Raw genomic sequence first — 19,383 nt, 5'->3', positions numbered from 1 at the left:
CGATGCTGTCACGGCTGGGCGATTTCTGGCGCAATCGGAACGGCAACTTCTCCACGCTGACGGCGATCACCTTTCCCGTGCTGCTCTTGGGCGCGGGTCTCACCTTGAACGCCGGTGCTCTCTTTCTGCAAAAGCGCAACCAGCAGGCCATCACCGATCTTGCCGCCATGACGGCGGCGGCGCATTTGGCGAAGGCCGAAGAGGCCAGCCTCATGACGTTCAGCGATAACGGGCTGTCGGGCATGAGCCTGATCGACGCCAAAGCGTCATCTGGTGCGGCGGATACACCAACCGACACGGTGAAAGTTGAGCCCGGCCGCTACGTGCTCGACGCGGCCAAACCGTTGGCAGAGCGTTTCACGGCAGGAGCAACGCCGCCAAACGCGGTTAGGGTCACCGCGCACAGAAAGGGCGAGACCTACTTTCCGACGCCGGTTCTGTCCGACGCCGTGATCGGCACCACGGCGATCGCGCTGATTGCGCCGGAAGCGAGTTTCTCCATCGGGTCACGGCTGGCGGATGTGGATACGAGCGCCAGCCCGATCATCAACAGCGTCTTGGGCGGGCTGCTTGGAACCAACTTGAAACTGAGCTTCAATGATTATCGTGCGCTGCTGAACACCGAGATCGATGCCTTCGCCTTCATGGATGCGCTGGCCGGTGAGCTCAAGCTGACGGCCGGCACCTATCAGCAGGTGCTGGACAGTTCGGTTTCGGTTGGGACCATTTTGAAAGCAGCGTCAAAAGTTTCGGGGATCAGTGCCAACGCCAAGACGGCCCTGTCAGCAATTACCACTGCGCTGCCATCGAAACCGCCTGCGCTGGCGCTCAAGAAGCTGATCAGCCTCGACAAGGCGGCTGCAAACAAGGTGGGATCGCAGCCGGTTCATCCCGGCGCTTACAGGTCGCCGAAGCTTGCTCTTCTGGACCTCATCAATGCTGCAGCCGCGCTTGGCAATGGGAAGAACCAGGTGGCGGTGAACACCGGCCTGAACATCCCCGGGTTGACAAAGGTGACGGCGGACATCGCCATCGGCGAGCCGCCGCAGAACTCAGCCTATCTCACCATGGGCAGGCTTGGCACGGTTGTTTATACCGCGCAGACTCGCGTTCGGTTGGTTGCCACTGTGGGCCTTCTTCCAGACATCTCCATCTTGCCGCTGCCAAAGGCGGAAATATCCGTACCGTTGCTGCTCGATGTCGGCAGCGCCCGTGGTGAGCTGACGGCCGTTTCCTGCCGCAGCAATGATGCATCGACCGCCTCGGTTACGATCGCCGCGCGCCTCGCGATCGCACAGATGTATATTGCCGATATCAGAACGGCCACACAGATCAAAGACTTCACTCGCCTGCCAACTTTGAACGATGCAACGCTCATCAATGTCAGCGCCACCAGTCTTCTGGGCGATCTTCTCAGCTTGAAGGTGACCGCAGGAAACGGTTCGGGTGTCAACGCAGCAATCAGCAATGTTCGCGAAACGCCGCTGACGTTCAATGCACTGGCGATTCAAAGCCATACGATCAAGACGGCGTCGGTTGAGAACTACGCGCAGACCTTGACGTCAAGCCTGCTCAAAAATCTGGCTCTGAACGTCGAACTCAAACCACTGAAGGTAAGCGTTGATATTCGGGCGCTTGTTAAGCCCATCCTTTCGGACGCCGTCATCCCCCTCGACACCCTGCTCAACACCATCCTCACCGCGCTCGGGGTAAAACTCGGTTCGGTCGACGTGTGGGTAAACGGCGTGAACTGCAGCCAACCGGTTCTGGTTCAATAGAACGCATTGGCGACCGGCCTCTCGGCAGCGAGAACGACGCTACGGGCGGGACATGTCATGCGGCCTTCCTCGGCTTCCGCGCCGTCGAACGCTATCCAGGCCAAGCCCTCATGGTGAGGCAGGGCAAGGGTGCAGGGTTGATCGGCACCGTTGATCAGGATGGCGATCCGCCACGAGTCGGTCTTGCGGATCAGAGCGAGCTGGCGGTTCTGGCCGTCATGCCAATCACCTTCGGTGAAGGCCTGGCCGTCGGGGCGCTGCCAACTGACGTCGGCGTTGCTGAGGAATGCCGCGGCATTAAGGTCGAGAAAAGAGCGGCGGAAACGTGACAGGGCCTGCGCGTGCTTCAGCAGTTCGGCGTCAGCGTTCGCCCAGTCGAGCCAACTGATCTCGTTGTCTTGCGCATAGGCGTTGTTGTTGCCGCGCTGGGTGCGACCGAACTCGTCTCCAGCGGTCAGCATTATCGTGCCCGTCGAGGCGAAAAGCGTGCCGAGCATGGCCCTGATGTCACGGCGGCGGGCGTTCTGTATTGCAGGATCGTCGCTCGCGCCTTCGACGCCGTGGTTCCATGACAGATTGTCGTCGTGCCCGTCGCGATTGTCTTCGCCATTGGCAGCGTTGTGCTTGTGTGCGTAAGCGGTGAGATCGGCTAGCGTCATGCCGTCATGAGCGGCGATGAAGTTGACGCTTGGTGTCTCGTTCGCGTCGCCGTTGCCGAAGATGTCCGAAGACCCGGACAGGCGCGTCGCCAGGGCGGCCAGGCTGCCGTCTCCGCGCCAGAAGCGCCGTACATCATCGCGATAGCGGTCGTTCCACTCCAGGAACGGTGTGGGGAAGTTGCCGAGCTGGTAGCCGTTCGGGCCGATATCCCAGGGTTCGGCGATCAGAACCCGATCAGCCAGAACGGGGTCTTGCCGCATAGCCTGAAGCAGTTCGGCTTGCGGGGAGAATCCCTGCGCATCGCGCCCGAGTATCGGCGCAAGGTCGAAGCGGTAGCCATCGACGCCGGCATAGAGAACGAAGTGGCGCAGTGAGTCCAGCACGAGCCGCTGCACAGCGCGGTGGTCGCAGGCCAGCGTGTTGCCGGTGCCGGTGTCGTTCACCAGCCGGCCATCCGCGCCATGCCGAAAATAGGTTTGCGCATCGAGCCCGCGAAGCGACAGCGTCGGCCCCTGCCCATCACTTTCGCCGGTATGGTTGAAGACGACATCAAAGATGGTGCCGATCCCGGCCTGGCGCAGCGCCGCGACCGTTTCGCGCAATTCGGTCAGTCCACCCGGCGCTAAACGCGGATCGAGCGCGAAATAGGAAACGGGATTGTAGCCCCAGGCATTGCTCAGCCCCAGCGGCGGCAGATGCCGTTCGTCGATCCAGGCATGAACCGGCATGAGTTCGACGGCAGAAACGCCGAGCTTCAAGAGATGCTCTATGATGACGGGCTCAGCGAGGGCCGCGATCGTGCCGCGCTTGTGCTCCGGTACGTCAGGATGCTGCATGCTGAAGCCACGCACATTCAGCTCGTAGATCAAGCCGCCCGGTTTGAAGAGCGGAGCTTGTTGATCGAGTTCAGGCGGAAGCCGGGTCACGACGCTCTTCGGCATCAGGGCTGCCGTATCGATACGCTCGTCACGTCGGGCGGCGAGACGCGGATCGTAGCAATAGGCGCGGTCGATCGTCAGGGAATAAGGATCGGTCAGGAGCTTGGCGGGATCGAACCACAGGCCGGCGGCAGGATCATACGAGCCATCTGCGCGGAAGCCGTAGCGCGCGCCTTCACCGATGCCGGCTACATGCAGTGAGAATACGCCATCTTCGCCGCGCGACAACTCACGCCGCGCGACTTCGTGGTCACCGCTTTTGTCGAACAGCGAAACCCAGACCCGCTCCGCCGCGCCGGACCAAACGGCGAAGTGAGTGCCACGCTCGTCTGGGATGGCGCCAAGCGTCATGCGGAGCGAAGAACATGCGGGAAGGAACCGTTGGCCATTGTGCGGCCTAGTGATCGTAGGCGGCAAGCGCTGCTGGAAGCGCCTGGATCACTGCGTTACCCGCAGCGGGCAGGCCCGCCAAGATAGCGCTCACGACTTCTTCGCGCGACGCGCCGGCTTTTTTAGCTTCCGCAACATGGAATGCGATCCCGCTCTCCAGACGCGTCGCAGCCAGGATGCCGAGATAAACCAAGGCCTCTGTCTTCGCGTCCAGCGTCGAAGCCTCTCCAAGCCCCTTGGCCGCTTGCAGCCAAGCTTTCTGGTGTGCCGGCGCCTCTGTCATGAAGGCCTGAAACGCATTGCTCACCTTTGACATATCGGCCATGTCAGAAGCCTTCCTTATGTGATGACGCTCGGTTCGTTGCGGCCGGTCTTGGCACGGATGCCGGCGATTTCGTCGGCGGCGGCGATGAGGTCGGCGAGCGCTTCCGGGGTCGGCACGTCGTGCTTGGCGGCGTCGGGTTCGAAGCGCTCGATGTAAACGCGCAGTGTCGCGCCTGATGTGCCGGTGCCCGACAGGCGGTATACGATGCGCGAGCCGCCTTCGAACAGGATGCGGATGCCCTGATTGGCGCTGGTGGAGCCGTCGACCGGATCGAGGTAGGAGAAGTCGTCGGCGGCTGCGATCGTCATGCCCTGCACGCTCGTGCCGGCCAGGCGGTCGAGCTTTTCGCGCAGTTCGGCAACGAGGCCGTTGGCCGCGGCGGTTTCGACATCCTCGTAATCGTGGCGCGCATAGAAGTTGCGGCCATATTCGGTCCAGTGGGCTTCGGCGATCGCCTTTACGCTTTCGCCGCGCACGGCCAGGATGTTCAGCCACAGCAGAACGGCCCAAAGACCGTCCTTTTCGCGCACATGGTCGGAGCCGGTGCCGGCACTTTCCTCGCCGCAGATCGTGGCAAGACCGGCATCCAGCAGGTTGCCGAAGAACTTCCAGCCGGTTGGCGTTTCGTAAGCCTTCACGCCGAGCTTCTCCGCCACGCGATCAGCTGCGCGGCTGGTCGGCATGGAGCGGGCGATGCCCTTCAAGCCGCCGGCATAGGCCGGCGCCAGATGCGCGTTGGCGGCTAGCATGGCCAGCGAGTCCGAAGGCGTGACGAAGATGCCTTTGCCGATGATGAGGTTGCGGTCGCCGTCACCGTCGGATGCCGCGCCGAAGTCCGGCGCATCATCCGACATCATCAGGTCGTAGAGGTCCTTGGCATGCACCAGGTTCGGATCGGGATGATGGCCGCCGAAATCTTCCAGCGGCACGAAGTTCTTGACGCTGCCTTCCGCCGCGCCCAGCCGATGCTCCAGGATTTCCTTGGCGTACGGGCCGGTTACGGCATGCATGGCGTCAAAGGTAAGGCGGAAGCCGCCCGCGATCTTCGCCTTGATGGCGGCGAAATCGAACAGCTCTTCCATCAAGGCGGCGTAATCGGCGACGGAATCGATGATCTCGACATCCATGGTGCCGACCTCGACGCGGCCGATCTGGTCGAGATCGACATCCGGCGTTTCGCAGATCTTGTAGGTGTCGATCACCCTTGAGCGCGCATAGATCGCGTCGGTGACTTTTTCCGGTGCGGGGCCACCGTTGCCGGTATTGTACTTGATGCCGAAGTCTTCGTTCGGACCACCGGGATTGTGGCTGGCCGAGAGGATCAGACCACCAAATGCCTTGTTCTTGCGGATGACGTTGGACGCGGCCGGCGTCGAGAGAATACCGCCCTGCCCCACGAGCACGCGGCCGAAGCTATTGGCGGCGGCCATTTTGATCGCGATCTGGATGACTTCGCGATTGAAGAAGCGGCCATCGCCGCCGATCACCAAAGTCTCCCCCTCGAAGCCTTCAAGACTGTCGAACACCGACTGAATGAAGTTCTCGACATAGTTCGGCTGCTGGAAAACCGGCACCTTCTTGCGCAGGCCGGATGTGCCCGGCTTCTGGTCGGGGAAGGGCGTGGTGGAAACAGTTTTCATAGATGTGTTCCCCGAAGGAGCGAGCGATAAACGTCGATATAGCACTCGGCGCTGTGGTCCCAAGACACGTCCGACTTCATCGCCTGGACTTGCATCTGCCGCCAATTGTCGGGCTCGCGATGCACGTTGAGCGCGCGGCGGATGGCGTTCAGGAAAGGCTGCCGTGCCAGCGGCTCGAACTGGAAGCCCGTAGCGACCTTGGCCGTAAGCGCCGCTTCGTTGGCGTCGATGATCGTATCCGCCAGACCGCCGGTGCGGGTCACGATCGGCACGCAGCCATAGCGCAGGCCGTGCAGCTGCGTCAGGCCGCAGGGTTCGAAGCGCGACGGTACGAGAATGGCGTCGGCACCGGCCGTGAGTTGATGCGAAAGCGCTTCGTCATAGCCGGTCACGACGCCGATGCGGCCGGGATGACGGCCGGCTGCTGCATGGATTTCGCCTTCGAAGCGCGCGTCGCCATTGCCCAGCAGCGCAACTTTGGCGCCCATACCGACGATGTCGTCCAGGCAATCGACGAGAACGTCGATGCCCTTCTGCCAGGTCAGGCGGCTGACTAGGCATAGAAGCAGGCTGTCGTCACGATCGAGACCGAAGCGCTCTTCCACATGGTGGCGATTGCTCTGACGGTCATCGAGCACATCGGCGGAATAGTGCGCAGGCAAATGCGGGTCGGTTTGCGGGTTCCACTGATCGATATCGATACCGTTGACGATGCCGACCAGGGACGCGGAACGATCATTGAGGAGCCCATCCAGCCCCATGCCGAATTCAGGCGTGCGGATTTCCTGCGCATAGCTCGGGCTCACGGTGGTGATCGCCCAGGCGGACTGAAGGCCGGCCTTGAGGTAACCGACGCCCCCATAATATTCCACACCGTGGATCGACATGGCGTCATCCGGCAGACCGAGCTCGGCAAAGATGCCGGCATCATACTGGCCCTGAAAGGCCAGGTTGTGGATGGTGATGACGCTCGGCGTCGCGACGGCCGCGCCATAGCGCATGTAAGCGAGCGTGAGTGCGGCCTGCCAGTCATGGACATGAACGAGGTCGGGCCGGTAGTCGGACAGCAGGCCGCCTGCGATGTCAGCACCGGCGCGGGACAAAGCCGCAAAACGCCGCCAGTTGTCGCCCCAGTCCACGGCGCCGTTGCCGTAGATGCCGCCATCGCGCTCGAACAGATGCGGGGCGTTCAGCACGAACAGCTTCAGCCCGGCGACTTCCGCCTGGATGATCTCGGCAGAACCGCCATAGAAATCGCCCCAGGCAAACACGCTGCGCGCTGTGCCTGACGCATGCACGCGTGCCATGACCTGCTTGTAGCCGGGAATCAGCGTGGTGGTGCCGACGCCGTGGCGTTCAAGGGCCAGCGGCAGCGCGCCGGCCACATCGGCCAGACCGCCGGTCTTGACGAGAGGGTAGATTTCGGAGGCGACTGCGAGAACTTGCATCAGCTGTATGGAAGCCTGTCGATCATTTCCTGGGTGATGAGGCAAACCCCGCCTTCGGAGCGGCGGAAGCGGCGGGCGTCCACTTCCGGGTCGAAGCCGACAACGAGCCCTTCCGGGATTTCGACGCCGCGATCGAGAACCACCTTCTTCAGCTTGACGTTGCGGCCGACAATGCAGTCCGGCATCACCACCGCTTCTTCCAGAGAGGAGAAGGAGTTCACGCGCACACCGGTGAACAGAAGGCTGCTGCGCAGCATGGCGCCTGAGACGATGCAATCGCCCGAAACGAGCGATGAGATCGCGGAGCCGCGGCGGCCGTCTTCGTCATGCACGAACTTTGCCGGCGGGCGCACCTCGGCATAGGTCCAGATCGGCCATTCGCGGTCATAAAGATCGAGTTCCGGCACGACATCGGTGAGGTCGATGTTGGCTTCCCAATAAGCGTCGATCGTGCCGACATCGCGCCAATAGGCTTTGTCCTCGAAGCGCGACTTCACGCAGGAGGTCGAGAAGCGGTGCGCGACGGCTTTGCCGTGCTGGACGATGTAAGGGATGATGTCCTTGCCGAAGTCGCGGCTCGAGCCATGCGTGGCCGCATCGCGTCGCAGTTGTTCGAACAGGAACTTGGTGCGGAAAACATAGATGCCCATCGAGGCCAGCGCCATGTCGGGCTTGTCAGGCATGCCTGGCGGATCGGCGGGTTTTTCGACGAAAGCCGAGATGCGGTCTTCGCCATCCACATGCATGACGCCGAAACCCACGGCTTCCATGCGCGGCACTTCCAGACAGCCAACGGTCACATCGGCGTTCTGGTCAACGTGCTGACGCAGCATCAGCTCGTAGTCCATCTTGTAGACATGGTCGCCGGCCAGGATCACCATGAATTCGGGATGGTAGTCCTCGATGATGTCGATGTTCTGGAACACGGCATCGGCCGTGCCCTCATACCATTGATGCTCCGATACGCGCTGGCTGGCGGGCAGAATGTCGAAGCTTTCGTTGCGTTCGGGGTGGAGGAAGTTCCAGCCCTGCTGCAGATGGCGGATCAGCGAATGCGCCTTGTATTGTGTAGCCACGCCGATACGGCGGATGCCGGAATTGAGTGCGTTTGAGAGCGCGAAGTCGATGATGCGCGACTTGCCGCCAAAATATACGGCCGGTTTGGCGCGCCGGTCCGTCAGTTCCTTTAGCCGGCTTCCTCGCCCGCCGGCAAGCACATAAGCCATGGCGTCGCGCGCCAAGGGCTGCTCACGATTCCTGCCCATTCTTCCCTCCCGCCTGCACGTCCAGTCTCATTCCAAGTTCAGTTTGCGAAGTTCAGTTCGCAGTGCAAGTTGCACCATTGTAGCTAGAGGGGGAATGGCGAAAGTCGCGAGCCTTTATGCTTTATTTTGTCGAATACGCATATGATAAAAAAGGGCCGGTGCACGCACCAGCCCCCTCTCGTTGCGTCAGAATGCCCGGTCAGGCCGGAACGTCCCAGATCTCGCCGGCATATTGCCGGATCGTGCGATCCGACGAGAACCAGCCCATGCGCGCGGTGTTGTGGACGGCACGACGATTCCAGTCCGCGCTGTCACGCCACAGGTCATCCACACGGCGCTGTGCATCGGCGTAAGAGTCGAAATCGGCGGCGCACATGAAGGTGTCGTGCTCGTAAAGCCCACCGATCAGGCCGCGATAGCGCTCCGGCTCGTCATGCGAAAACACGCCCGACAGGATCGCCGACAGAGCCTGTGACAGTTCGGGCGAGTTCTCGATCGCTTCGCGCGGATTGTAGCCCTTTTCGCGTTCTTCCTTCACTTCAGCCGCGGTCAAACCGAAGATGACGATATTGTCTTCACCGACATGCTCCTTCATCTCGACATTGGCGCCATCCAGCGTGCCGATGGTCAGCGCCCCATTGAGAGCGAACTTCATGTTGCCGGTGCCGGACGCTTCCATGCCGGCCGTGGAGATCTGCTCCGACAGGTCGGCTGCCGGCATCATCACCTCGGCAAGGCTCACATTGTAGTTCGGGATGAACACAACCTTCAGCAAACCACGCACGGCCGGATCGTTGTTGATGACACGGCCGACATCATTGGCGAGCTTGATGATCTTCTTGGCGTTGAAATAGCTCGGCGCTGCCTTGCCGCCGAAGAATTTGACGCGCGGAACCCAGTCGCGCTCGGGATGCGAGCGAATCTGATCGTAGAGCGCCACGGCCTCGATGATGTTGAGGAGCTGGCGCTTATATTCGTGGATGCGCTTGACCTGAATGTCGAACAAAGCCGACGGATCGAGGTGGAGCCCCATCCGCTCGCTCACGACGCGCGTCAGCCGCTCCTTGTTGGCGCGCTTCACAGCGGCGAACTTTTCGCGGAACGAGGCGTCGTCGGCGAAGCGGTCAAGCTCCTGCAACGCCTCGATGTCGTCCATGAAGCGGTCGCCGATGGTCTCACGGATCAGCGAGGTCAGCGCCGGATTGCATTGGAACAGCCAGCGGCGTTGCGTGATGCCGTTGGTCTTGTTGTTGATGCGGTTGGGATAAAGCTGATGGAAGTCGGAAAACACCGTCTGCTTCATCAGATCGGTATGCAGTGCCGACACGCCGTTGATCGAATGCGATCCGGCGAAAGCCAGATTGCCCATCCGCACGCGGCGCTCGCCTTCTTCGCCGATCAGCGAAATGTTGCGGATCTGGCCATCGTCCAGGCCCTTGTCGCGGGCTTCGCGCAGAAGCTCGGCGTTGATGGCATAGATGATCTGCATGTGGCGCGGCAAAAGCTGCTCGAACACATGGATCGGCCAGCTTTCCAGCGCTTCCGGCAACAGCGTATGGTTGGTGTAGCCGAAGGTGCGGCGGGTGATGTCCCAGGCCGCTGCGAATTCGAAGCCGTGATTGTCGAGCAGAAGCCGCATGAGTTCGGCGACAGCAACCGCCGGATGCGTATCGTTGAGGTGAATCGCTGCCTTGTCGGGCAGAGAGGTCAGATCTTCATATTCGCCGAGATGGCGGTTGATGATGTCCTGCAGCGATGCGGCGGAGAAGAAGTATTCCTGCCGCAGCCGGAGTTCCTGGCCGGCGAGATGGGAGTCGGCGGGATACAAAACGCGGGTGAGCGCTTCCGCCTTGTTGCTTTCCTTCAACGCGCCGATGTGGTCGCCGGCATTGAAGGCATCGAGCAGGATCGGGTCGATCGGTATCGCCGACCATAGCCGCAGCGTGTTGACCCGCTTGCCGCGCCAGCCCACAACCGGCGTGTCATAGGCGGTCGCCAGCACGCGCTCCTGCGGTCGCCAGATATTGCCGGAGGGCTGGCCAAGTTCGTCCGTTAGCGCCTCGACCGTGCCGCCAAAGCCGATCTCATAGGCGCGCTCGCGGCGGTCGAAATCCCAGGGATTGCCGTGTTCAAGCCAGGTTTCCGGCAACTCCACCTGGTTGCCGTCGTGGATTTCCTGGCGGAACAGCCCGTGCACGTAGCGGATGCCATAGCCATGCGCCGGCACGTCCACGGTCGCCATGGATTCCATGAAGCAGGCCGCGAGACGGCCCAGACCGCCATTGCCGAGTGCGGCGTCTGGCTCGAGTTCGGCGATCACATCGAGATCGACGTCGAGCGAAGCCAGGGCTTCGCGCACGTCTTCCAGCATGCCCATGTTGGAAAAGGCGTCGCGCATCAGGCGGCCGATCAGGAATTCGAGCGACAGGTAATAAACGCGCTTGCCGCCGGCCTTGTAGGTGCGCTCGGTCGAGTCGATCCAACTCGTCACGATGCGATCGCGCACGACCTTGATCGAGGCATTCAGCCAGTCATGCCCGGTCGCCACATTGGCATTCTTGCCAACGCGGAACATAAGGGCCTTGAGAATTTCGTCTGCCAGTGTGCCCGGCGCCGCCTGCGGCGCGATCGGGTGGTGCTTCTTTGGAAGTATCTGTCCGCTCATCGCCTTTTCCAGGTTGCGTTCGCCGCTCCTCCGACCAACATCCTCCCATCCTGCCTTTAACATAGGCTAAGCCGCCGACGGCAGTCTTAAAAGAAAAGGTTCGAAAAAGCTTACGCTGCGAGCGCGTCGGTTGGCGGCTGCATGGCGCCCGTCATCAAGGCAACCGCATCCGACATCGAGATTTGCTTGGGATCCACCACGCAAAGGCGGCGCCCGAGCCGGTGGATATGGATGCGATCGGCGACTTCAAAGACATGCGGCATGTTGTGCGAGATCAGCACGATCGGCAGGCCGCGCTTCTTCACGTCCTGAATGAGTTCGAGCACGCGGCGCGATTCCTTGACGCCGAGCGCTGCCGTCGGCTCATCCATGATGACGACGCGCGAGCCGAACGCCGCAGCGCGCGCGACCGCGACGCCCTGGCGCTGACCGCCGGACAGGGTTTCCACAGCCTGGCCGATATTCTGGATCGTCATCAAGCCAAGCTCGGTCAGCTTTGCGCGCGCCTGACGTTCCATGGCGCTGCGATCAAGCATGCGGAACCACTGGCCGAGCACGCCGGGCTTACGAATTTCACGCCCGAGAAACATGTTGTCGGCGATCGATAAAGCCGGCGACAGAGCGAGGTTCTGGTAAACGGTCTCGATACCGGCATCGCGCGCTTCCATCGGCGACTTGAAGTTGACCAGCTGGTCTCCCAGTCGGATCTCGCCTTCGTCAGGGATGGTGGCGCCCGAAATCGCCTTGATCAGCGACGACTTGCCCGCGCCGTTGTCGCCGATCACGGCCAAGATTTCGCCGGGATAAAGATCGAAATCGGCATGGTCGAGCGCAGTGACCCGGCCATAGCGCTTCACCAGACCCCTAGCGGAAAGAAGCGGCTTCACGCCTGTCTCGTGCGGGATCTGGCTCATGCTGCAACCTTTCTGATCCACTGGTCGATCGCGACGGCAAGGATGATCAGCGCGCCGATCAGCAGGTAGGTCCATTGCGGATCGGTGCCGATGAGGCGGAGACCAAGCGAAAACACGCCGACGATCAAGGCGCCGAACAGCATGCCGAGGATCGAACCGCGCCCGCCGAACAGTGAGATGCCGCCGATCACCACCGCAGTGATGCTTTCGATGTTGGCGAATTGTCCCGCCGTGGGTGACACCGAGCCGATGCGCCCGATCAGGCACCAGCCGGCCAGCGCACAGATCAGCCCGGACAGGACGTAAACAGTGACCAGCATCGGCCGCACCCGCACGCCGGACAGTTTCGCCGCTTCAGGATCATCGCCGATCGCATGGAGATGCCGGCCCCAGGCCGTGTGGTTCAGTACGTACCAGAGCAGCGCGACCAGCAGCACCATGGCAATCACGCCATAGGTGAAGACGGCATTGCCGATCTTGAAGGTCTCGCCGAAGAACTGAAGCAGCGGCGCCTGCGCGCCGATCTCCTGGCTGCGGATCGTTTCATTGGCGGAATACAGGAAGTTGGTGGCGAGGAAGATCTGCCAGGTGCCCAGCGTGACGATGAAGGGTGGCAGCTTCATCACTGACACCAGCACGCCATTGATGTAGCCGCACAGCGCGCCAACCGCGAAGCCGCACAAAACGGCCAGCGCAGGTGGAAGACCGTAGCGGAAGGTGAACTGCCCCATCACCACCGAAGACAGTACCATGATCGCACCGACTGACAGGTCGATGCCGGCGGTTAGGATCACCAGCGTCTGTGCGGCGCCGACGATGCCGACGATCGCCACCTGCTGCAGGATCAGCGTCATGGAGAAGGCGGAAAAGAAGCGCCCGCCGATGATCGCGCCGAAGATAACCAGCGACGCCACCAGCACGATCAGCGGAACGGCGGCGGGGCTGGAATGGAGGAATTGCTGGGCGTGCTGAAGCGCCGTGCGCCGTTCCGGCTCGAAATTCGCAACGGATGTTTCGCTGCCGGACAGAACAGTCTCGAACTCCTGAGGTCTGTGCAGACCGGCCGATGTTTCGCTCATGCTGCTCTCTCCCGCGGCCTGTTCATTCGTCCGAAGGCGCTCGATCGCGCCCGATAGTGCCGATGGTGATGAGGAGGACCAGTTTCCCGGCCCTCCTCCTGCAAGCCCGTTGTTTTTAAACGGGCCGCCTCCCCTCAACTGCTCAGCGCGGCGTCAGCCCCAGCACTTGCCGAGACCGGCCCTGGAGTCGATCGATTCGACGCCCGGTGCCGGCTTGTCGGTGACAAGCGTCACGCCCGTATCGACGAAATCCTTGCCGGCCGTCGGCTTCGGCTTTTCGCCGTTTTCAGCAAAGGTCTTGATGGCTTCCACGCCAAGGGCCGCCATTTGCAGCGGATATTGCTGCGAGGTCGCGCCGATCGCACCATCCGCGACGTTACGAACGCCCGGGCAACCGCCATCGATCGAGACGATCAGCACATTGTCCTGGATGCCGAAGGCCTTCAGCGCCTCGTAAGCGCCTGCTGCAGCCGGCTCGTTGATGGTGTGGACGACATTGATGCCAGGATCCTTCTGGAGAAGGTTCTCCATGGCCTGGCGGCCGCCCTCTTCATTGCCGTTGGTGATGTCATGACCGACGATGCGCGCATCGTCCTCGTCGCCGATGCGGTTGCCGTCCTTCACGTCAATGCCGAAGCCTTCCATGAAGCCTTGGTCGCGCAGAACATCGACCGAAGGTTGCGATGGTGTCAAATCGAGGAAGGCGATCTTGGCGTCTTTCGCCTTGTCGCCGAGGGTTGCAGCCGCCCACTGGCCGATCAGCTTGCCGGCGAGGCGATTATCGGTGGCGAAGGTCGCGTCGGCCGCATCGGCCGGCTCGAGCGGGGTGTCGAGGGCGATTACCAGCATGCCGGCATCCCTGGCCTTCTGAATCGAGGGCACAATGCCCTTCGTGTCGGACGCCGTGATCATCAGGCCCTTGGCGCCATCGGCGATGCAGGTCTCGATCGCCGCGACCTGGCTTTCGGAGTCGCCGTCGATCTTGCCGGCATAGCTCTTCAGGTTGACGCCGAGTTCCTTGGCGCGCGCCGTGGCGCCTTCCTTCATCTTGACGAAGAAGGGGTTGGTGTCGGTCTTGGTGATCAGGCAAGCGGTAACAGGCTCCTGCGCGGAGGCCGGTGTGCCCAGTGCGATCAGGGCAGCCGCAGCCGCGCCGAACACACCTGTCTTCAACAGGGTCTTCGTGGTCATCGTTCCTCCCAGCCAGCTTCTCGCGTCGTGTCGAGCGAGCCCGGCAATTCTCCTCCGGCAGCCGCGAGCCGCGGCACCTGATGCGAGCAAACATCAGCGCTGGGGCGCTGTCAATCTGCACGAATTTAGGTGTTGAGACCGCTGACATACACCGCCACGACCGGATAGGAACCACGACCCTCGACCTTGCGGACCTGCTCCGCTAAATGCGGACAAGAACAAGACCTCGCATGCCGCCTCGGCATGGCTTGATTGGGAGACCAGACGATGATCGTTTGCTGCGGCGAAGCCTTGATCGACATGTTGCCGCGCAAATCCACGGATGGCGAAGACGGCTATGTGCCTTATGTCGGCGGCGCGGTTTTCAACACGGCCATCGCGCTTGGCCGGCTCGACATTCCGACCGGCTTCTTCACCGGTATCTCCACTGATTTCTTCGGCCAGCAGTTGCAGGATGCGCTTGCGGCCAGCCATGTCGATCCCCGCTACATTCACCTTTCCGACCGTCCCACCACGATGGCCTTCGTGCGCCTGAAGGACGGGCATGCCAGCTACATGTTCTATGACGAGAACACGGCGGGTCGCATGCTGATGCCCGAGGACATGCCGATCCTTTCGCCGGATGTGGAAGCCCTGCACTTCTCCTGCATCAGCCTGATCCCGGAACCCTGCGGCTCGACCTATGAAGCGCTGATGCAGCGCGAGAAGAATGCGCGGGTCATCATGTTCGACCCCAACATCCGCAAGGACTTCATCCCGGATCGCGAGGCACACCGCGCCCGCATGATGCGGATGCTGGAAATGTCGGACATCGTGAAACTGTCCGACGAAGATCTCGCCTGGTTCGGCGAGACCGGCGACCATGCGGAGATCGCCGAGCGCTGGCTGCACAAAGGGCCGAGCCTCGTGATCATCACCATGGGCTCGAAAGGCATCGCGGGCTATACCTTGGAGCATTCCGTCCATATCCCGGGCGAGGCCGTGACCGTGCAGGATACGGTCGGCGCTGGCGATACCGTAAATGCCGGCGTGCTTGGTTATCTCCATGACAACCACCTGCTGTTCGAGAACTCCATCGTCGGCCTGACGGAAGACCAGATTCGTGCAGCCCTCACCTTCGCCAACCGCGCAGCAGCGGTGACCGTTTCGCGCGCGGGCGCCAACCCGCCCTGGCGGCACGAGCTAACAGCCTGATCGGCAGCTTTCAGTCTGGCTTCGTATCCGCGATGAACCAGGGATTGGAGAAGTCGCAATCCTCGGCCTGGCCGCGTTTGCCGTAAGTAAGGGGCTCGCCGTCGACCCTTCGGGTCGTGCCCCCGGCAGCGCGCAGGATCGCATCGCCTGCTGCCGTATCCCATTCCATGGTGCGGCCGAAGCGCGGATAGATGTCAGCCTCGCCTTCGGCCAAAAGACAGAACTTCAGCGACGAGCCGATGGAAACCAGCTCAACCGCGCCGCAGGTCTGGATGTAGCTGTCGGTTTCTTCCGTGCGATGCGACCGGCTGGCCACGACGGTTGGGACCCTGGTCGGGGTCCGCACGATGATGTTGCGGCGCTCGCCGGGCTTGTGATTGACCGTATCGATGCGAAACGCGCCTTCCGGGCTCGCACTATAAAGAACACTGCGCGCCGGCGCATAAACTACGCCGATCACCGGAATACCCTGCCGAATCAACGCGATATTAACGGTGAACTCCGGGTTGCGCTTGATGAACTCACGCGTGCCATCGAGCGGATCGACCAAGAAGAACAGCCCGTCGAGTTCGGGCGGGCAGATGCCGGCTGACGCTTCTTCTTCAGCCACGCAGGGTATATCCGGATACGCTTCGCGCAAACCGGCGAGGATGATCGCTTCGGCCTTCGCGTCGGCCTCAGTCACGGGCGATGCATCCGCCTTCAGCTCGACCGGGAAATCAACTTGATAAACATCCATCACCGCCCTGCCCGCCTGCAGGGCCAGGGTCTCGAAGGTGGCGAGGATGTCGCGGTCGCTTGTTTGGGTCATGCCCTCAGTAATAACCGCGTTCTCGCAGCCAGTCTTCCACTTCGATGGCTAAATCTTCAGGCGAACGACCGAAGGGCTGGAGGTGGATGTCTGCATGCTCCGGCGCTTCATAGGGCGAATCGACGCCTGTGAAGTTCTTGATCTCGCCACGCAGAGCTTTGGCATAAAGCCCCTTGGGATCGCGACGGGCGCATTCCGCGAACGGCGTATCCACGAAGATCTCCACGAACTCGCCCTCTCCCATCAGCTCGCGTGCCATGCGGCGCTCGGCGGTAAACGGTGAGATGAAGGAAACGAGGACCAGCAGGCCGGCGTCGGCCATCAGCTTCGCCACTTCTGCCACGCGTCGAATGTTCTCGACGCGGTCCTGATCGGTGAAGCCGAGATCGCGGTTCAGACCGTGGCGGACATTGTCGCCATCCAGCACATAGGTGTGCCGACCCTCCGCATTAAGCTTCTTTTCGACCAGGTTCGCTACCGTAGATTTGCCGGAGCCGGATAGGCCGGTGAACCATAACACGGCGGGCTTATGCCCCTTCAAAGCCGCGCGCGACGCCTTGCTGACATCCAGCGCCTGCCAGTGAATGTTTTCGGCGCGGCGCAGCGGATGGTGGATCATGCCGGCCGCAACCGTTGCATTGGTGATGCGGTCGATCAGAATGAATGCGCCCGTGGCGCGGTTTTCCACGAAACTATCAAACGCGATGGGCGCCTGCGTGGAGATATTGACGACGCCGACTTCGTTCAGCGCCAGCGACTTCGCCGCTTCCTGCGCGAAACTGTTGACGTTAACGCGATGCTTGAGGTCCGTGACCGTTGCCGTCGACTGGTCGGTTTCGGTGCGCAGGATATAGGACCGGCCAGGCAGCAGCGGCTGTTCGGCGAACCAGACGAGGTTCGCGGTAAACTGGTCGGCCACATGCGGGCGGGCGCTGGGCGCAACAAGCGCGTTGCCGCGGGAAGCCTCGACCTCGTCCTCGAGCAGCAAGGTCACCGCCTGCCCTTCCACCGCACGGATCAGGTCGCCGCGCGGGCCTATGATGCGCTTGATCCGCGACGGCTTGCCCGACTTGGCAACCACCACGGCATCCCCTTGCCCGATCGAGCCGGCCGCGACCGTTCCGGCAAAGCCACGGAAGTCGAGATTGGGACGGTTTACATACTGGATCGGGAAACGGAACGGCTTTTGCGCCGCCCCTTGTCCGAGATCGATGTCTTCCAGATGCTCCAGCAAGGAGGGTCCAGCGTACCATGCCATGCGATCGGAGCGCGCAATGACGTTATCGCCATAGCGTGCCGAAATTGGGATCGGTGTGATCGTGGCAAAGCCGAGATCGCCTGCAAATGCGCGATAATCGGCAGCGATCTGGCCAAACACCTCTTCGCTATAACCGACGAGGTCGATCTTGTTGACCGCCAGCACGATGTGGCGGATGCCGAGCAGCGAGGCGATGAAGGAGTGGCGGCGCGTTTGCGTCAGCAGACCTTGCCGCGCATCCACCAGCACGACGGCCAGATCGGCCGTCGAGGCTCCCGTCGCCATGTTGCGGGTATATTGCTCATGGCCAGGCGTGTCGGCGACGATGAACTTGCGCTTCGGCGTCGTGAAGAAGCGATAGGCCACGTCGATCGTGATGCCCTGCTCGCGCTCGGCCTCCAACCCGTCGACCAGCAGGGCGAAATCCAGATCCGTGCCGGTCGTGCCGTGTTTCTTTGAGTCATTCTCGAGGGTTGCGAGCTGATCCTCGAAGATCAGTTTTGTATCGTAAAGCAGCCGACCAATCAGCGTCGACTTGCCGTCATCCACCGAGCCGCAGGTCAGGAAGCGCAGCAGCGATTTCTGTTCCTGAGACGCCAGGAAGGCGCGGACCTCATCGCGCAACGCATCTTCAGCCACATCCACTTCGCGCAAGGCAGCGACGGCGCTCATCAAAAGTATCCCTCGCGCTTCTTCTTCTCCATCGACCCGGTTTCGTCACGGTCGATCAAGCGGCCCTGCCGTTCGGAGGTACGCGCAACCAGCATTTCACGCACGATGTCTTCGGTGGTCTCGGCGTCGGACTCGATGGCAGCCGTCAGCGGATAGCAACCGAGCGTGCGGAAGCGGACAAGCCTATGCTGCGGGACTTCACCGGGCAGAAGCGGCATGCGGGAGTCGTCCACCATGATCATCTGACCGTCGCGCTCCACCACCGGCCGACGATCCGCGAAGTAAAGCGGCACGATCGGGATGTCTTCCTGGAGGATGTATTGCCAGATATCCAGCTCAGTCCAGTTCGACAGCGGAAACACGCGGATCGACTCACCCGGCGCCACGCGCGTGTTGAAGATGTTCCACATTTCCGGACGCTGGTTCTTCGGGTCCCAGCCATGCTTGGCATCGCGGAAGGAGAAAATGCGTTCCTTAGCACGCGACTTTTCCTCGTCGCGCCGCGCTCCGCCGAAAGCGGCGTCGAAACCATAGAGATCAAGCGCCTGGCGCAGGGCTACGGTCTTCATGATGTGGGTATGCGTATTCGAGCCATGGTCGAACGGATTGATATTGTCGCGCACGCCTTCCGGGTTCTGGTGAACCAGAAGATCAAAGCCGTGCTGCGCCGCCATCCGGTCGCGGAACGCGATCATCTCGCGGAACTTCCAGCCGGTGTCGACATGCAGAAGCGGAAACGGCAGCTTGGCCGGCGCGAAGGCCTTCAAGGCCAGATGCAAGAGAACGGCCGAATCCTTGCCGATCGAGTACAGCATCACCGGCTTGGAGAAAGTCGCTGCAACTTCACGGAAGATATGGATGGCTTCGGCTTCAAGCCGGTCGAGATGGGTCAGCGTGGAAGGCATCGCTTGGGGTGCGCCTGGCAGACAGAAGAATTTTGTTCTGCATACGCCTTCGCAAGCCAAGCTCTCAAGAAATGCCGATCTAAGATTTCGGGTTCTCGTAGAACGTATATACCGCCGAAGGCGGTTCGACGTTTTCATCCAACAAAAAAGCCACCGCCGTGAGGCAGTGGCTTCCTTAATGGTCAAATTCGACGACTTACTTGCAGCCGTTTGCCGTGGTTGCGGTTGCAGGCGAGCCTGCAGGGCATTC

14 protein-coding genes are annotated in these 19,383 nt (G+C 61.6%); 2 read left to right on the top strand and 12 right to left on the bottom strand.

The features are described from left to right. Positions 1-2: 2 nt before the first annotated feature. On the top strand, positions 3-1,778 hold the full coding sequence (locus tag RTX98_RS09425; RefSeq protein WP_312796187.1) for a TadG family pilus assembly protein: 1,776 nt from the start codon (positions 3-5) through the stop codon (positions 1,776-1,778). On the opposite strand, the gene glgX is transcribed toward RTX98_RS09425, so the two are convergent. The 9 genes from glgX to RTX98_RS09380 form a co-directional block, all read right to left on the bottom strand. Next, positions 1,772-3,727: a glycogen debranching protein GlgX gene (gene glgX / locus RTX98_RS09420; protein ID WP_312796186.1), complete on the bottom strand. Its 1,956-nt coding sequence runs from the start codon at positions 3,725-3,727 to the stop codon at positions 1,772-1,774. The two genes, RTX98_RS09425 and glgX, sit on opposite strands and share 7 nt — an antisense overlap. A 46-nt stretch (positions 3,728-3,773) precedes the next feature. After that, a complete protein-coding gene (locus tag RTX98_RS09415) occupies positions 3,774-4,091 on the bottom strand; it encodes a carboxymuconolactone decarboxylase family protein (RefSeq protein ID WP_312796185.1) in 318 nt (105 codons plus the stop codon). A 14-nt stretch (positions 4,092-4,105) separates the two neighbouring features. Beyond that, positions 4,106-5,731, bottom strand: coding sequence for an alpha-D-glucose phosphate-specific phosphoglucomutase (locus RTX98_RS09410; RefSeq protein ID WP_312796184.1), 1,626 nt, complete (start codon positions 5,729-5,731; stop codon positions 4,106-4,108). Next, a complete protein-coding gene (gene glgA / locus RTX98_RS09405; RefSeq protein ID WP_312796183.1) occupies positions 5,728-7,179 on the bottom strand; it encodes a glycogen synthase GlgA in 1,452 nt (483 codons plus the stop codon). Before glgA ends, RTX98_RS09410 begins: the two co-directional genes overlap by 4 nt. Continuing rightward, on the bottom strand, positions 7,179-8,444 hold the full coding sequence (gene glgC, locus RTX98_RS09400) for a glucose-1-phosphate adenylyltransferase (protein WP_312796182.1): 1,266 nt from the start codon (positions 8,442-8,444) through the stop codon (positions 7,179-7,181). The genes glgA and glgC overlap by 1 nt, the downstream gene beginning before the upstream one ends. 199 nt (positions 8,445-8,643) lie before the next feature. Then, complete coding sequence (locus tag RTX98_RS09395) at positions 8,644-11,109, bottom strand: glycogen/starch/alpha-glucan phosphorylase (protein ID WP_312796181.1); 2,466 nt, start codon at positions 11,107-11,109, stop codon at positions 8,644-8,646. A gap of 110 nt (positions 11,110-11,219) precedes the next feature. Continuing rightward, on the bottom strand, positions 11,220-12,023 hold the full coding sequence (locus tag RTX98_RS09390; protein WP_312796180.1) for an ATP-binding cassette domain-containing protein: 804 nt from the start codon (positions 12,021-12,023) through the stop codon (positions 11,220-11,222). Beyond that, complete coding sequence (locus tag RTX98_RS09385) at positions 12,020-13,102, bottom strand: ABC transporter permease (RefSeq protein WP_312796179.1); 1,083 nt, start codon at positions 13,100-13,102, stop codon at positions 12,020-12,022. Before RTX98_RS09385 ends, RTX98_RS09390 begins: the two co-directional genes overlap by 4 nt. Positions 13,103-13,255: 153 nt before the next feature. Next, positions 13,256-14,293 (bottom strand): sugar ABC transporter substrate-binding protein, encoded by a 1,038-nt coding sequence (locus tag RTX98_RS09380; RefSeq protein WP_312796177.1) that lies wholly within the window; start codon positions 14,291-14,293, stop codon positions 13,256-13,258. A 267-nt stretch (positions 14,294-14,560) separates the two neighbouring features. On the opposite strand from RTX98_RS09380, the gene RTX98_RS09375 reads away from it, so the two are divergent. Continuing rightward, entirely contained in the window at positions 14,561-15,487 is a 927-nt protein-coding gene (locus RTX98_RS09375) for a carbohydrate kinase (RefSeq protein ID WP_312796175.1), read from the top strand. A 10-nt stretch (positions 15,488-15,497) separates the two neighbouring features. Here the strand turns inward: RTX98_RS09375 and cysQ are convergent, their stop codons facing one another. From cysQ to cysD, 3 genes are read right to left on the bottom strand one after another with little or no spacing between them, the layout of a single operon-like run. After that, the gene (cysQ, locus tag RTX98_RS09370) at positions 15,498-16,298 is read right to left on the bottom strand and encodes a 3'(2'),5'-bisphosphate nucleotidase CysQ (RefSeq protein WP_312796174.1); all 801 of its coding nucleotides are present in this window, start codon (positions 16,296-16,298) and stop codon (positions 15,498-15,500) included. A 4-nt stretch (positions 16,299-16,302) separates the two neighbouring features. After that, the gene (gene cysN / locus RTX98_RS09365) at positions 16,303-18,228 is read right to left on the bottom strand and encodes a sulfate adenylyltransferase subunit CysN (RefSeq protein WP_312796173.1); all 1,926 of its coding nucleotides are present in this window, start codon (positions 18,226-18,228) and stop codon (positions 16,303-16,305) included. After that, entirely contained in the window at positions 18,228-19,154 is a 927-nt protein-coding gene (gene cysD / locus RTX98_RS09360; protein ID WP_312796197.1) for a sulfate adenylyltransferase subunit CysD, read from the bottom strand. The genes cysN and cysD overlap by 1 nt, the downstream gene beginning before the upstream one ends. Between the last annotated feature and the right edge of the window lie 229 nt (positions 19,155-19,383).

The organism is Tianweitania sp., from assembly GCF_032053605.1.
GTDB lineage: Bacteria > Pseudomonadota > Alphaproteobacteria > Rhizobiales > Rhizobiaceae > Tianweitania.
The sequence above is the reverse complement of the archived record's forward strand: the minus strand, read 5'-3'. Positions and strand labels throughout refer to the sequence as shown.

Excerpts from the sequence above, each read along its gene's own strand:
- cysQ (WP_312796174.1), bottom strand. The coding sequence starts at position 16,298 with ATGACCCAAACAAGCGACCGCGACATCCTCGCCACCTTCGAGACCCTG.
- glgX (WP_312796186.1), bottom strand. The coding sequence starts at position 3,727 with ATGACGCTTGGCGCCATCCCAGACGAGCGTGGCACTCACTTCGCCGTT.
- RTX98_RS09410 (WP_312796184.1), bottom strand. The coding sequence starts at position 5,731 with ATGAAAACTGTTTCCACCACGCCCTTCCCCGACCAGAAGCCGGGCACA.
- RTX98_RS09390 (WP_312796180.1), bottom strand. The coding sequence starts at position 12,023 with ATGAGCCAGATCCCGCACGAGACAGGCGTGAAGCCGCTTCTTTCCGCT.
- RTX98_RS09385 (WP_312796179.1), bottom strand. The coding sequence starts at position 13,102 with ATGAGCGAAACATCGGCCGGTCTGCACAGACCTCAGGAGTTCGAGACT.
- RTX98_RS09380 (WP_312796177.1), bottom strand. The coding sequence starts at position 14,293 with ATGACCACGAAGACCCTGTTGAAGACAGGTGTGTTCGGCGCGGCTGCG.
- RTX98_RS09395 (WP_312796181.1), bottom strand. The coding sequence starts at position 11,109 with ATGAGCGGACAGATACTTCCAAAGAAGCACCACCCGATCGCGCCGCAG.
- glgA (WP_312796183.1), bottom strand. The coding sequence starts at position 7,179 with ATGCAAGTTCTCGCAGTCGCCTCCGAAATCTACCCTCTCGTCAAGACC.
- cysN (WP_312796173.1), bottom strand. The coding sequence starts at position 18,228 with ATGAGCGCCGTCGCTGCCTTGCGCGAAGTGGATGTGGCTGAAGATGCG.
- RTX98_RS09375 (WP_312796175.1), top strand. The coding sequence starts at position 14,561 with ATGATCGTTTGCTGCGGCGAAGCCTTGATCGACATGTTGCCGCGCAAA.
- RTX98_RS09415 (WP_312796185.1), bottom strand. The coding sequence starts at position 4,091 with ATGGCCGATATGTCAAAGGTGAGCAATGCGTTTCAGGCCTTCATGACA.
- RTX98_RS09425 (WP_312796187.1), top strand. The coding sequence starts at position 3 with ATGCTGTCACGGCTGGGCGATTTCTGGCGCAATCGGAACGGCAACTTC.
- glgC (WP_312796182.1), bottom strand. The coding sequence starts at position 8,444 with ATGGGCAGGAATCGTGAGCAGCCCTTGGCGCGCGACGCCATGGCTTAT.